10 protein-coding genes are annotated in these 14932 nt (G+C 53.9%); all 10 read right to left on the bottom strand.

The window, feature by feature from the left end; genetic code table 11:
- Positions 1–3 precede the first annotated feature (3 nt).
- Positions 4–1395, bottom strand: coding sequence for a M16 family metallopeptidase (locus tag DESAC_RS05115; RefSeq protein ID WP_013706011.1), 1392 nt, complete (start codon positions 1393–1395; stop codon positions 4–6).
- The gene (locus tag DESAC_RS05110) at positions 1379–2758 is read right to left on the bottom strand and encodes a M16 family metallopeptidase (protein ID WP_013706010.1); all 1380 of its coding nucleotides are present in this window, start codon (positions 2756–2758) and stop codon (positions 1379–1381) included. The genes DESAC_RS05115 and DESAC_RS05110 overlap by 17 nt, the downstream gene beginning before the upstream one ends.
- A gap of 340 nt (positions 2759–3098) precedes the next feature.
- Positions 3099–3596 carry a VanZ family protein gene (locus tag DESAC_RS05105; RefSeq protein ID WP_083800209.1) on the bottom strand — a complete coding sequence of 166 codons (498 nt, stop codon included), beginning with the start codon at positions 3594–3596 and terminating at the stop codon, positions 3099–3101.
- 68 nt (positions 3597–3664) lie between these two features.
- Positions 3665–4882, bottom strand: coding sequence for a signal recognition particle-docking protein FtsY (ftsY, locus tag DESAC_RS05100; protein WP_013706008.1), 1218 nt, complete (start codon positions 4880–4882; stop codon positions 3665–3667).
- Between the two features lie 199 nt (positions 4883–5081).
- Positions 5082–7154, bottom strand: coding sequence for a glycine--tRNA ligase subunit beta (gene glyS / locus DESAC_RS05095; protein WP_013706007.1), 2073 nt, complete (start codon positions 7152–7154; stop codon positions 5082–5084).
- Between the two features lie 22 nt (positions 7155–7176).
- Positions 7177–8055, bottom strand: coding sequence for a glycine--tRNA ligase subunit alpha (glyQ, locus tag DESAC_RS05090; protein WP_013706006.1), 879 nt, complete (start codon positions 8053–8055; stop codon positions 7177–7179).
- Between the two features lie 118 nt (positions 8056–8173).
- Entirely contained in the window at positions 8174–9475 is a 1302-nt protein-coding gene (locus DESAC_RS05085) for a bifunctional folylpolyglutamate synthase/dihydrofolate synthase (RefSeq protein WP_013706005.1), read from the bottom strand.
- A gap of 172 nt (positions 9476–9647) precedes the next feature.
- Positions 9648–10676: a hypothetical protein gene (locus DESAC_RS05080; RefSeq protein ID WP_013706004.1), complete on the bottom strand. Its 1029-nt coding sequence runs from the start codon at positions 10674–10676 to the stop codon at positions 9648–9650.
- A gap of 73 nt (positions 10677–10749) precedes the next feature.
- Positions 10750–13425 carry a 1-acyl-sn-glycerol-3-phosphate acyltransferase gene (locus DESAC_RS05075; RefSeq protein WP_013706003.1) on the bottom strand — a complete coding sequence of 892 codons (2676 nt, stop codon included), beginning with the start codon at positions 13423–13425 and terminating at the stop codon, positions 10750–10752.
- 207 nt (positions 13426–13632) lie between these two features.
- Positions 13633–14850, bottom strand: coding sequence for an MFS transporter (locus DESAC_RS05070; RefSeq protein ID WP_013706002.1), 1218 nt, complete (start codon positions 14848–14850; stop codon positions 13633–13635).
- Positions 14851–14932: the final 82 nt, after the last annotated feature.

Here is a 14932-nt window from a genome sequence, read left to right as displayed (position 1 = left end):
ACCTTATTCTCCTTTTGTGGAGGTAATTTCTCGCTGTTGCCATTGTTCGGGCAAAGACAATTGAATTTCTTGTTGTTTCCCTACCACCACCAAAAGATATCTGTCCGGCACAAGATATTTCTGAGCTACTTGAAGGATATCTTCCCTGGTTATTTTAGTAATAATTTCCGGATAACGCCAGGGATAATCCAGGCCCAAACCGTAGAGTTCAAGGTATCCCAAGAGCGCTGCCCGTTTGGTATTCGAATCCATTTTCATCGGCAGGCTGCCGATCAGGTAGGATCTGGCATCGGCTAATTCTTTTTCTGTGACTAAATCTGTTCGAATACGAGCCAGTTCCTTCAAGACCTCGGCGACGGCCTCTCCCCCCGAGGCGTTTTTGGTTTCTAAACTGATCTCGAAGGGACCCGGCTCTATTCCAGGAGAGAAATTACTGCTTACACTATAAGCCAACCCCCGGTTATCCCGGATATTATCCATCAATCGAGAGGCAAACCCACCTCCTCCGAGGATATAGTTCATCAACTGAAAGGCATAAAAATCCGGGTCGGCCCGTTTCAGCCCGATCTGACCTAAGATGATGTTCGCCTGGGTGATTTCCTTATTGATTTTGACTACTGTAGGTTTATCCTGAGGCGCTGATGGAGGGGAGGGCATGGGCGGCAGTTCAGCTTTTTGCCAATTGCCAAAAAACTCCTCGACAATCTTTTCGGCCTCCTCTACCGTCAGGTCTCCTACCAAAGTAAGGATGGCATTGTTGGGACGATAATATCTCTGGTGAAAGTTGACAAGATCCCTCCGGGTAATTCTGTTTAAACTCTCAGGGGTTCCCAATACTGGAAAGCCATAAGGATAATCGCCGTAAAGAATCCGACGGAAGGCCCGTCCCGCCACGACACCGGGTTCATCCTCTTCACTGATCAACGTCGCCTTGACCCTCTGAACCATGGCAGTGATTTCCCGTGGCGCAAAGGTGGGATGAAAAAGGAGATCACTCCCGATCTCGAGGGCCGTCCGCAAATCCTTTTTAAGGACGCTAAGCCTCAAGCTCGCCACATCCCGCCCCGCGGCGGTGGCGAGAGAGGCCCCCAAAAAGTCAATTTCTTCGGCAATCTGATTGGCATTGCGGCTCTTCGTGCCATAACGCAGCAAAGAGGCAGTCAGATTCGCCAGACCCTGTTTCCCCTGAGGTTCAAAGAGCGCACCGGCCTTAAAAGTCAACTCCATGGTGACCATGGGGAGATCGGATTGCGCCGAAAAAAGCCAGACCAATCCGTTGGGCAGTTCAAAGCGTTGCCCCAATACTCTGTCATCCGAGGCATGGGCGATGGCCACCAGGCAGAGGAACAATACTGCGAATGTAAAAAAGAGAGTTTTTCTACCTGATCTGCTCATGCGGCTGGAACCTTTCCATGGTTGGGCGGGATGGTTTTATGGGATAGAGAATACCGGTTGTGCAGTTGGCTTTTACCAGATATTTTTTCGCCACCCGTTGAACGTCCTCTGCGGTCACGGCCCGGATAGCGGGAACGATTTCGTTTAATTTCCGCCAACTGCCGGTGGTCTGGTAGCGTCCCAAGAGCATGCCCCGATAAAAAAGAGAGTCCTGATTCATGATAAAAGAAGATTCGGTCTGATTTTTGGCTTTGGCCAATTCCTTTTCACTCACCGGCTTGGTTTTGAGGCTCTCTATCTCTGCGTTCATGGCAGCTTCCACGGTCGAGATAGGTTTTTTCGGCAGCGGTTGGGCATAGAAAACAAAGAGCGACGGGCTGGCAGTAGCGAATTCATACTCCGCGCCGGCGTCCAAGGCCAGTTTCTTTTCATAAACCAACCGCCGATGCAAACGCGAACTGCGCCCCTGGGAGAGGATTAAAGAGAGCACCTCCAGGGCATAGGCATCTGCCTGTTCCAGATTGGGGGTGTGATAGCCCATAAAGATTGCCGGCAACTGCGCCTCCCGGTTCAGCTCTGTCCGCCGTTCACCCTGCTGTGGAGGTTCCAGCGGCAGGAAAGGAGGCGGATCCGGCCCTTTCGGAATTGCCCCGAAGGTTGCCTTAATTTCGTTTAAGGCGGCGCTGGGATCGATATCGCCGACTACGACCAGGGTAGCGTTATTGGGTTGGTAATACGTATCGTAAAAAGTCCGCATGTCTTGTAAGGTAAGATTTTCTATATCGTGCATCCAACCGATGATGGGCCATTGATAAGGGTGGGCCTTAAAGGCGGTAGCCACTGTTTCTTCATACAAGGAATGCACCGGATCATCATCGGTGCGCAGGCGGCGTTCTTCGATGACCACTTTGCGCTCGGTCTGAAACAACTCTTCGTCGATTTTAAGATGGCGCATGCGATCTGCTTCCAACTCCAGGAAGAGTTTCAGGTTGGTCTTGGGACCGGTGGCGAAATAGGCGGTGTAATCCTTGGAAGTAAAGGCATTGTTATTGCCGCCAGCCTGCTGAATGAGGCGAGAAAACACCTTGGGACCATACTTCTCGGTTCCGCGAAACATCAGGTGTTCAGCCAGGTGCGAGAGGCCGGTCTTCCCCAGGACCTCGTTGCGGGAACCCACCCGATACCAGATCTGAACCGTAATGATCGGGGCGCGCCGTTCCGGCAACAGCAGAACGGTCAGACCGTTGTCTAATTTGTGTTCCTGCACTCGGGAGAAAATATCCGCGGTCTCGGAAAAGGATGGAACCGCCAATCCCAAAAAGATAAACGCCAAGGCTAACACACAGGCAATTTGTTTTCTCATAATTGTCATTTCTTATACATCACCCACGAACCATGAAAATCATTACTGGTAGCATAGGCTTTCTAGCCTGTGCAAAAGTAACTTTCCATGTAGCTCATTCAAAATCCTATTGAAATGCACAAACCTCCAAGTCTGTGCTCATTATGTGCTTCTCATGAAGCAGACCTGGAGGTCTGCGCTACCGGCCTTCCGGTATAGCAGCCGCTGCATGGCAAAACGATATGAGTTTCAAGCCCGCACCGAAGTTATTTTCTTGGTAATCATCTAGTAAACCGAAAAAAGATTTTCAGGGAGAATTATTGATCAACAGTTCTTCCGGCCACAAACTGGAAACCGGCTTTCACAATTCACTCTTCGGCTGATCCCGGCGACCCCGCCGCAAAATAGGATACATTACACCTGCCGCTGCCAGGGCGCCGCTCATGTCCAGGGCCACATCATGGGGACAACCACTCCGGGAGCGATGCAACGCCTGGCGGGCCTCATCCGCCGCCGAGACGGCCAGGCAGATCATCAAGGCCAATACAATTGCTGGCAGAGGTTTCATCCGGATATGCCAGCGCCAGGCCCGGGCATAGCCGATCAAGAGAAGGCCGTAAACCAGAAAATGGGCTACTTTCCGCAATATATCACTAATCCACACGATTTTCGACATCGAAAGTGAGGGCAGCAGAAACTGGAGGATAATAACCGGCAGCCGAAATTTGCTGGTAGAGCCTAAATCCCCTGCCAAAATAAAAATACCGGCAGTTAAGAGCAAGGGGGGCAGCCAAAAAAAGCAGAAATTTACCAGCCAGGGGCATCGCCACACCGAAAGCACTCCTGAAGTCATGGACATATATTAACTTCCACCGATACGGATGAGGCGTCGTCATTACAAACGCCAAGTCAGACGCCCGATTTTACCTAACCCAGAATAGCTTCGAGATACGCTTCCGGCTCAAATGGCCGCAGATCATCCATCTGTTCTCCAACGCCAATAAATTGCAGGGGCAGGCCGGTCTCCTGTACCACTCCCAGGGCTACACCACCCTTGGCGGTACCATCCAGCTTGGTCATGATGATGCCGGTAACGCCGATGGCCTCGTGAAACAGACGCGCCTGATTAATAGCATTCTGGCCGGTGGTGGCGTCCAGCACCAACAGGACCTCGTGCGGCGCCCCTTCAATCTGTTTGGCGGCAGTACGGGCAACTTTCTTCAGTTCTTCCATGAGATTGACCTTGGTATGGAGACGGCCGGCCGTATCAATATACACTTTATCCACCCTTCGGGCCAGGGCAGCGGCCAACCCATCGAAGACCACCGCAGCCGGGTCAGAGCCGGTCTTCTGTTTGATCACCGCAGCGCCGGCCCTCTGACCCCAAATCTCCAACTGTTCGATGGCGGCAGCGCGGAAGGTATCCGCCGCCACGAGAAGTACTTTTTCCCCCTGCTCAAGATCATGATGGGCTAGTTTGGCAATGGTGGTGGTTTTGCCGACGCCATTCACTCCGATAACCATCACCACATGCGGCTTGCCCGGATGTAGAGGAGGGACAGCCACCCCGGTCAAGAGAGTTAGCATTTCGGCTTTGAGATGGGTCTTCAGGCGGGCCGGATCGGTAAGCTCCTTCCGCTTGACCTTGTCGCGGACGGCCTCGATGAGCCCCAAACTGGTCTCTACGCCCATATCTGCGGTGATCAGCAGTTCTTCCAATTCCTCCAGCAGTTCGGCGTCGATGATTTTCTTACCCAGGAAAAGCCGATCCAACTTCGAGGTCAGGGCCTCCCTGGTACGGCTCAACCTGGCCCGCAAACGGCGAAAAAGCCCCGGCTTCCCCGGATGGCTGACCGACTCGTCACCGGTCTCGGACAATTTCCCTGCTTCATCTTCCAATTCCGCGGGAAGGCCAATTTCATCAGCAACGGCGGCTGCTAGTTCAGATACCGCGCTTTCTTGAATTTCCGCTACGTGCAGAGTTGATACTTCAGGTTCCGGTTCGACGACTAATTCCGATACCTCTACAATCGGTTCGATTGCCGCCGGAATTTCTTCCGGGACAACATCCCCGTCGAACTGCTCCTGGACCTGGTCGGAATCAACCTCGGGCCTGCCCTTTTTTTTCTTAAACCACCTGATCATAGAATATTTTTCCAACCGTGCGCCGATGGTTTGGTATTAAATAATAACCCGGCAAGCAACATCTTTCGGCGGTCACGAGCCTCTTACATAAATAATAAGTTCCGAGATAAGAATCGGAAATTAAAAAAACCTTGAGGTTGAGCACCAAGGGCGGGTATAGAACCCGCCCTGGCAATGTTGTTTAAACACCGCTTTCGGATTAAAAAGCAATACGGGAAAAGTCTGCCACTTTTAAAAACGTCTGGCTTATCCGGACCAGCAGCGCCAGACGGTTGGCCCGGATGTTAAGATCATCGGTCATGACCAATACTTCGTCAAAGAATCTATCCACTGGCGTTTTCAGGGCCGCCAAAGCCTTAAAAACTTCGGCATAATCCCTGGCCGGCAAGGCCCGGGCAACAACCTCCTCCATGGCGATGGTGGCCTGAAACAGCTCCTGTTCAGCGGTATTATCGAATAGTTCCGGTTTGATAACCGCCGCGGGGGCTTGCCGCGAGATATTGATAACGCGTTTGAAGGCGACGGCCAGGGAGGGGAAATCAAGGCCGCGGCGGACTTCCTCCAAAGCGCGCACCTTCTCCATCGCTTCGACAATATCAGTAAAAGAGGTGGTTAATACCGCTTCCACCACCTCGACGCTGAAGTTTTCCCCGGTCAGGAGGTGGTGCAGGCGGGTGCGGAAAAATTCAATAATCTCGGCATGGGTCTGGTCAACCGGGAGGGTGAGTTTGTCTTGCAGCAGCGATAAACTGTAGCTGACGGCGCTGCTGAGATCAAGATAGAATTTCTTCTCCCCGAGGATGCTGATGATAGCCAGGGCCTGCCGCCGCAGACCATAAGGATCGGCAGCACCGGTAGGAATCAAACCGACCCCAAAACAACCGCAGATGCTATCCAGGCGGTCGGCCATACCTACGATGGCCCCCACGGGATTGTCAGGGAGTTGATCTCCGGCGTGGCGCGGCAGGTAGTGGGTCCAGATGGCATCGGCAACTTCCGGAGCCTCGCCGGCCAGGAGGGCGTATTCCCGCCCCATAATGCCTTGCAGACTGGGAAATTCTCCCACCATGCCGCTGACCAGATCGGCCTTGCAGAGGGTGGCGGCCCGATGGACCGGGGTAATGCTATCGGGCAGCAGACGTTCGGCCAGGTATCTTGCCAGTGAGCGGAAGCGGGCCATTTTATCGTAGGAGGTTCCCAACAGGGAATGATAGACCACACCCCGCAGTGCCTCCACCCAATCGTCCAGATTAACCTTGCGGTCTTCCTGGAAGAAGAACATGGCGTCGCTCAACCTGGCCCGCAGGACGCGTTCGTGGCCCTGCCGAACAACGTCGGGATTGCGGGCCAACGTATTATTAACTGCGATGAAATGGGGCATCAACTTGCCGCTGCCGTCCCGCAGGGAGAAATACCGTTGGTGCTCCCGCATCGAGGTGATGAGCACGTCATCCGGCAGAGCCAGGAACTTTTCCTCGAAATTCCCCAAAGTGAGGTTTGGGTATTCGACGAGAAAGGTATTCTCCTGCAGCAGCTCCGGGTTGGGCACGATCTGCCCCTGAACCGAGGCCGCGGCCTGCTGCAACTGCTCCAGTAGTTTGGCCCGCCGCTCCTCCGGCGCTACCAGGACCTGGGCCTGGCGCAATGAATTGATATACGCCTCGGCATCCGCAGTAGCCAAGGTGATGGCCTGGGGGGCTTGAAAGCGATGGCCGTAGGTGAGGCGCCCGCTGGTGATGTCGCCGACGGCGAAAGGAATGACTTCTTCCCCGAATAAGGCCACGATCCAGTGGAGGGGACGGGCGAAGGTGACCGTAAGAGACCCCCAACGCATGGATTTGGGGAACGAAAGCCCCAGAATCCACTCCGGCAGGATTTCGGATAACCGTTCATGGGCAGGGCGGCCGGCGGCATGTTTTTTGACTGCCAAATACGGCCCTCTATCGGTTTGAACTACAATCAGATCTTTGACTTCAACCCCCTGAGCCCGGGCAAACCCGAAAGCCGCCTGGGTGGGTTGGCCGTCGGCGCCGAAGGCTACCGCCTGGGGAGGACCGATTATTTCGGCGGTGCTTTCCGCCTGTTGGGTTGCGACTTTCTGGGCAATCAGGGTCAGGCGGCGGGGCGTCCCCATAGTTTTCACGACCTCGACGGCGAGGCGCTCCTGCTCCAGACGTTTGGCCAGGGAGACCTTCATCTCCTCTAAAACCGGCGGGATGAATCTGGCCGGAATTTCTTCCGTCCCGATTTCAATTAAGAGATCAGCAACCATGGTATCCTCAGCGAATAGATCTTTAGCAGGCAGATTTTTTCAGGAGCGGAAAACCCATTGCCTCCCGCTGTTTGAGATAACCTTCGGCACAGAGGCGGGCCATCTGGCGCACTCGCCCGATAAGGCGGCTGCGTTCCGCCACACTGATGGCGCCTCGGGCATCCAACAGATTAAAGGTATGGGAGCACTTCAAACAGTAGTCGTAGGCCGGCAATATCAATCCCAGTCCACTGAGACGGTGCGATTCCCGTTCATATTGTTCGAAAAGGTTAAAGAGCATCGCCACATCGGCCTGTTCAAAATTATAGGTGGAGTATTCCACTTCTCCCCGATGATGGATATCACCATACTTGATGCCATCGGTCCAGACCAGATCATAGACATTGTCGATCCCCTGGAGATACATGGAGATGCGCTCCGGACCATAGGTCAGTTCAACGCTGATCGGGTGCAGGTCGATGCCCCCGGCCTGTTGGAAATACGTGAACTGGGTGATTTCCATGCCGTCCAACCAGACTTCCCAGCCCAATCCCCAGGCGCCCAAGGTAGGCGATTCCCAGTCGTCCTCGACAAAGCGGATATCGTGGGACAGGGGGTCGATACCGAGGGCTTTGAGGCTGTCCAGATAAAGCTCTTGAATATTCAGCGGCGACGGTTTTAAGATCACCTGGTATTGGTAATAATGCTGCAAACGGTTGGGATTTTCGCCGTAACGTCCATCGGTGGGACGACGGGAGGGCTCAACATAGGCGACGTTCCAGGGCTCCGGCCCGAGGACCCGCAGCATGGTGGCGGGGTTGAAGGTGCCCGCACCCACCTCGAGATCATAGGGCTGTTGAATGATGCAGCCTCGGTCGGCCCAGAAACGTTCCAGGGTCATGAGCACGTCTTGGAAATGCATGCCGGCTCTCCTGTCAGATCATCTCTACTAATAATTATAAATATTTATGAAGGTTAACATCTGCACAAGGTTCTGTCAAGACGATTTGTCAGCCGTCGGCGCCAGTTTTTCGAAAGGCCTACAGGTATTGCCTGGCCTCGCCGATGGTAAAAAGCGAACCGGTAACCACGATCAGATCATCCTGGTCAGCCAACCTCCGCGCCTGGGCAATGGCGGCGGCCAGATCATCGATAACATAGGTCTCCCGAGGGGCGTTTGCGGCTAACGATTTGAGCTTTTCGGGAGTAGCAGCCCTCTCATAGCGGGGACGGGAAAAAATTACTACCTGGGCTAAGGGCAATAGACGGCGCAGAATGCCTCGGATGTCTTTGTCGGCCATGATCCCCAAAACCAAAATCAATCGGCGATAGATCAGGTCGTGTTTAAGGGCCTGCATCAAGGTGGTGGCTGCAGCCGGATTGTGCGCCCCGTCCAGGATAATCTGCGGCCGGGTCGAAACGACCTCCAACCGTCCCGGCCAACGAACCTGCTGCAACCCTTGCCGGATAGACTCCTCCGGAAGGTGGAAGCCCTGCTCCTGCAATAGTTCCACCGCGGCCAAGGCCACCGCGGCGTTGCGGTATTGATGCCTGCCGACCAGATTTGTTTGCAGACCGGATAAGGTGAGGTGCCGCCCTTGATAGCGAAACCGGCCATTCCCCTGCCCTTTCACCTGAAAATCGCTGCCGCCATAGTACAGGGGTGATTTCAGCACTCCCGAGGCCGCCTGAATGGGAAGGCGGGCACTGGCCTGACTGACGTAGGTAACTACCGGGACCCCCGGTTTGATAATACCGGCCTTTTCCGCGGCAATCGCCCGGAGATCATTTCCCAAAAATTCCCGGTGATCCATGGCGATATTGGTAATAATCGTCAGCAGCGGCTGGATGATATTGGTGGCGTCCAACCTGCCCCCCATGCCGGTTTCCAAGATGACCGGATCGGCGGCCTTCTGGGAATAATATAAGAAGGCCATAGCGGTGACAAACTCAAAAAACGTCGGCAACTCGATATCCTGAACTACCTGCCGTACCTGATTGATCAGTTCCAGCACTTCATCGTCGGTGATGTCCTGATCCTGCAAACGGAATCTCTCATGGAAGCTGATCAGGTGAGGGGAACTGTAAAATCCGATCCGATAACCCGCCTGGGTGAAGATGGCCGACAGCATGGCCGCCACCGAACCCTTGCCATTAGTACCGGCAATGTGAATATAGCGGCATTTCTCCTGTGGATTGTTCAGGCCTGTCAGGAGTCGGGTAGTAGAGGACAGTCCGAATTTGATGCCGAATTTTTGGAGATCGTACACCCATTTGAGAGCGGTGGAAAGGGAATCAAAAGATTGAGGAAGGGAAGCTGTTGGTTCTCGTGTCTTTGGCATAAGGCTCAATCAGTAAAACCTAATCGGATAAACCTTGATCTAAGCAGGTTAAGTTATGATACGTTTAAATTTTCCATGGTCAGGTCCCTGGTTCCACACCAGAGGAAACCGATTGCTAAAAACCGCTGGTCGACCAGTCCGTCGAAATTTGCGGTGGTGTTGGGTCATAGATTCAGGTGTAGGGGACATTGCTGTGTAGCGGTATTGCGGTCATGCCCTCCTCAACAAAGGCGTACAGGGCCGCCAGTTTTTCCGAACGGTGGTGGAGCGGCTCGCTGGCTTCGACCCAGGTTTCGAGGAGACAGAGGGCAAAGGTAAGCGAAGCGGCCGCCGAGTATTGAATTGCCGGCATCAAGGCCAGAAACCGCCGATAGCGGTCAATAATATTGGCCTGCTCGGTATGGACCAAACACCAGGCCAGGTATTTGTAACGCATATAGTTATAGGGCCGCGAAGCTACCTGCCAACCGACGATGCCCCAGCGGTCCGGCGGGCAGACCAGCAGATGTTTGGGCGTAAAGTTCGTATGAGCCAGGTTCGACCCTTGCGGTGGCAGATGAATCGAAGTCACCGCCTCCACCCTGGCCTGGAGGGCTGACCACAGGCCGGTCGGGCAGGTGTCTGCCGCCAGCCACCGAGAGGCGCACCAAGATGGCAACTGCCGCGCCCAGGAATAACTCAATGAGGCTTCCTGGCGGCGAATGGCCAGACTATCTGATTGCTGATCGAGACGAGAACCGAGGAAGGCCAACCGTTGCGCCGCCCCGGAAGGTGTGTTTTGCGGCAATTCCGAGCCTTCCACCAGACCCTGAAACATCGAGGCGAGATTAAGACTGCGAAAGAGCGCCGTCAGACGGCCGCTTAATTCAAAGGCCGCAGCCAATGATTCTTCCGTTTCAAAATCCCTGCTACTGAGGGGGGCGCCGTCGATGAAGGAGTAGATTAGGAAAAAACCCGGTTCGGCAGCAATTATGCGCGGGAAAGCAAACGGCGGATGTAATTTAGGTAAGGTATTTAACAGGTCATGAATAGAATATTCCGCCCGCGCTCCGGTGAGCAGCACCACCGCTGCCCCGGATGGTTTATGACCGCGCCAGGCATGGCGGCCCAATTGTTCCCTTAGAGTGATATTAAGGCGGCGGGCCAGGGCGGCAAGGTCAAGGTGCTCTGCCTGGCACCTCTCAGAGACTGGAAGGTTCATTGCCGGAGTTTATTCTGCTCCCCTAAGTTTGTCAAGGCGCCGCAATCTGATCCCGTTCAGACGGAGGCCACTATTAGCGCCGTAAAAAGCGGGCTAATTGCTGGCCATAGAATTCTCTGGCGTCTTCATCTTCCGGTCGGCTGAAGGTGGTAGGCTGTTTACCCACTTTGGCCTTCTTGACGATGACGCCCTTTTCGCCAAAGAGTTTGAGAGCATTGCGAAAATTGGCATCGGAGAGCGCCTCCGCCCGCTCCACCTCCCCCACTTTATGGAGTTTGGCGCCGATGGATTGAATGCGTTTCAGGAAGTCCCGCTCATTGCGGGGCCGCTTCTTGAGATATTTGATCGAACGGAAAGCGACCCAGTAGGATTCCAGGTAATTGTGCAGGAGATTGGCAAAATAGGACAGCTCTTTCAGGCCAGAAGCCGACAGTAGATAGGAGTCGGCTTCCCGGCTGATGACCCCGATCACGCCTCTGGTGCAGAAATAGTCGAGCATGCGGTCGACATTGGCCTCCGATCCCTGGTCATCGTAAACAAATTCATATTTGAAAAAGTCTTTTAAAAAGCGATAGTCGGCAACGACCTGTTCGCGGGTGAACTCGAACCCCTGGGTTGCCAGTATGGACATGGCCACCAGCGACGCCGGAATGAAAAAATGGATGATATTATCTTTATAGTACTCCAGCAGCAGGCGCTTGCTTTCATCGATGCTATAAGCCCCCAGGCCGAGTTCATCGGCCAGCTCTTCCTCTTTCTCGATGGGGGTTATCAATTTGCGAGCCTCGCAGAGCGTCAGGGCCTCTTCGATAGCTTGAGTGAGGTGGCTTAAGGTCTCGGCCAGGTGAGCTTTGCGTTCCACCAGGTAATCGTAGAAGACGTTGATGATATTCAGCAGTTCGCGCCGGTAAACGCCTTTGCGGGGATAGGTCAAGAGCGCCGCACAGACCAGGGAGAAGGGGGTTACCACCGAGACTTCGTTGATATTCTGGATAATTGAAAAGGCCAGATCCCGGCCGATCGTCCGGCGCCGCTCCTCGGTCAGTTGATCGCTGTTTAACTGATAGCGATCCAAATATTCCGAGAAAAAGATGGGTTCGCTAAACCGGAGATAAACCCGGCCGTAGCGCTTTTTCAGGAGCTTACGAATTTTGAAAAGCTGCAACCAGGATTCGGTTTTTTTCTGCGAACCGGTGAGTTCCGTTAAGTAGGCTTTTTCCTCCATGACCTGATCGTAGCCGATGAAACAGGGGACAAAAATGAGATCCCGGGCCACGCCTTCATGATAAGCCCGTACTATCATGTTCAACAGGCCCAACTGGGGCAGAACCAGTTTACCCGTACGGCTGCGCCCCCCCTCAATAAAAAATTCAATATTGTAGCCTTCCTTAATCAGGGTCTTCAGGTAGCTGGCAAAGACTTCGGCATAGAGCTTGGCCCCGTGGAAACGGCGGCGGATGAAGAAGGCCCCGGCCTTGCGGAAAAGGGCGCCTACCGGCCAAAAAGCCAGATTCTTGCCGGCGGCAATCCGCGGTGGATGGATATTATTCTGGTAAATCATGTAGTTGAGAATTAAATAGTCAATGTGGCTCTTGTGGCAGGGGACATAAATCAACGTTCCCTGGGGTGAGACCTGGCGGATCCGCTCCATTCCCGCTTCATCCAGCGAGATACCTTCAAAAATATTCTGCCAGACCCAGGTGAGCGCCTTGTCCCAAAGGTGAACCAGCATGGCATTATAATCCGAAGCAATCTCCAGGAAATAACTCTGGGCTTTTTTCTTGATCCTGGAGATTTTCTGGTTCTCCACCTCCGCCATATGTTCCATAAAATCGGTGAGATTCGGATCGGTAAGGGTCAATTCCATGCACTCTTCCATAGACTTGATCACCGGTCCGGTAATCACCCGACGGGTGAGGTCGATGCGGTTGATCAGTTCCCGGCGGATGTTCTGGGCCACCTCTTCCAGCAGGTATTTTTCATTTCTGGGATCGGCCAGCAACTCTTGCAGATTGATCGGTTCGGCCAACTCCACCACGGCCTTTTTGCTCCGAAAGAAGAAAAGGGCCAATTTTCTGAGACGGCCTGGATTTTCACTGTCTCCGAAAAAGAGTTGGATAATACCTTTATCCTCCCGGGTAGGGTCTCGATCCATCACCATCTGCGGGACCAGAAAAATGGGGAACGACAATTCCTGCTGGATTTCCAGCAGGTGTCGCAGAGGATCTTCTTTCGGTTGGTAAAAGCGTTGTCGGAAGCCGACCTGATCTACCAGAAACAGCAACCCGGATTTCCGTTGCTCCAGCACCCAGCGGAAATAACCGTCCTGAAAGGGGTTGGGCCAGTGGTGTTTCCGGGTGAAGTAATGAATGGCGGCCGAGATGATCTGGATGAGATGGGAAAACGGCTGCCACATCCAGAGATTGAGGTCGAAGGCGAATTCCGGCTGTGGCGCCCCCGAACTGAGATAGCGGCGGTTAAAAAAGAGAAAATCCAGATGGCTGCGATACTTCAAGGCATAGACCACTACACCTTTTTCTCCCATCTGGCGCAATCGCTCCAAATGTCTGGGAGGGACATTGACCCGGGCGAAAAAGCGGTCCAGTGTGTAGCGCAGCAGAAAATTGGGTCGACTCGGGAGATAACCGTAATAATGATAATCCCGGCCGCTAAAGATCTTGAGGAACCAGTTTTTCCAGCGATTCCATAAGCCCCCCGGTTGCGGAGGCAGAGTCTTGGAAGCGTGCATGGAACGCATCCTTGTTCAGATAAGAAAGATATTCCAGTAAGGCGGCGATGCCTTGCAACCGAGATGAAGACAGCCGCCGAAAAAGGGACCCGCAACTAACAACATTTATATTGTAGTGCAACAAAAAGAGAATATCGATACCTCTGAGGGTTGTCAATCAGTTTAACTTTCAGCAACCGAGTAATTTGCGATAATCGGCGACAGGGGCTAATGGGCCGGGATACGCCCTCGCCCGCCATTTTTCCTTCGGAAAGCAAGGTAAAACCAACCGGTGAAGAACAGATTAATCAACGCCGCCAGAAAAAAGCTCGGTTCGAAACCGATCAGGTGAATCACCGGTCCCATACCGGCCGATCCCGTCATCATGCCTAAATAAATCGCCGTGTTATAGCCGCCCATGGCCAGCCCGCGGGCCTCCACCGGCACCACCTCCGGAATCAGAGCGCCCAGCGGGGTAAACCCCACCCCCTGCACGGCTCCCGAGGCCATAGCAAGAACGATAAAGGCGGTCAGGCTATGGCTAAAGCTGAAAGCTGCCAGAACAAGGCTCAGACCTAAGAAACCCCAGATCGCCAATCTGGTCTTATCCGTCTGGTCGCTCAAACGTCCCAAAGGGATACGGGAGAGGGCGTTGATAACGGCCTGGGCGGCGAACACCACCCCGATCTGACCGGCGTTCAAACCGTGGCGCAGGGCATACAGTGGAAAAAAAGTAAAGAAGACCCCCAGGGCAATGCAGGAACCCAGGGTCAGGGCCCAACAGCCGTGCAGCAGGTGATTGGACCAACCCAAGGAGATCACCTGCGACAGGTCTGGTAGCTGATGATCATCGGCTCTCGGGTTGCTGCGGGGTAAAAACCACGCTACCGGAATCAGGAGCAGAAACATGGCACCGGCCACGAACAGAAAGACCTGGCGGTACCCCAGGGCCTCTGCCAATAGACCTCCCGCGGCCGGCCCCAGACTCATGGCCGAATAAATGGAAGTGGTATACCAACCATAGGCCCGGCCGAGATGGGTGGCCGGTGAGATGTCGGCCACGATGGCCATCAGGCTCGGTCCGATCATGGCCAGACCCACGCCAAAGGCCAGATAAATCCAGATGATTTGAAGCGGCGTGCGGCTCCAGTAGAGCAGCAGAGATGAGCTGGAGGCGATCAACAGACCGAGAAGAATGATGCGTTTCCGCCCCCACCGGTCGCCTAATAATCCCAAGGGCAGCGCCAACAGACCGCACATCAGGAGAAAGCTGGAGTTAATAAACCCCACCTCGGAGGTGGAGGCACCCAGAGATACGGCAAACAACGGCACTACCGGCAGTCGCAGGCTGGTGGCAAAATAGCTCGCAAAGGCAATGCCGCAGACCACAGTCAGCAGGATTTTATATGAAGCGGGAGGGTTGGGATTCTTGGTTGCAGTCGGCAACTACCCGAAGTACCTTTCTCGTCAAATTTTGGGCCAACGGGAGAAAAAATCTCATCAATTTATTCGATAACAAGTATCGACT

The sequence above is a fragment of the Desulfobacca acetoxidans DSM 11109 genome, from assembly GCF_000195295.1.
GTDB classification, from domain to species: Bacteria; Desulfobacterota; Desulfobaccia; order Desulfobaccales; family Desulfobaccaceae; genus Desulfobacca; species Desulfobacca acetoxidans.
The sequence above is the reverse complement of the archived record's forward strand: the minus strand, read 5'-3'. Positions and strand labels throughout refer to the sequence as shown.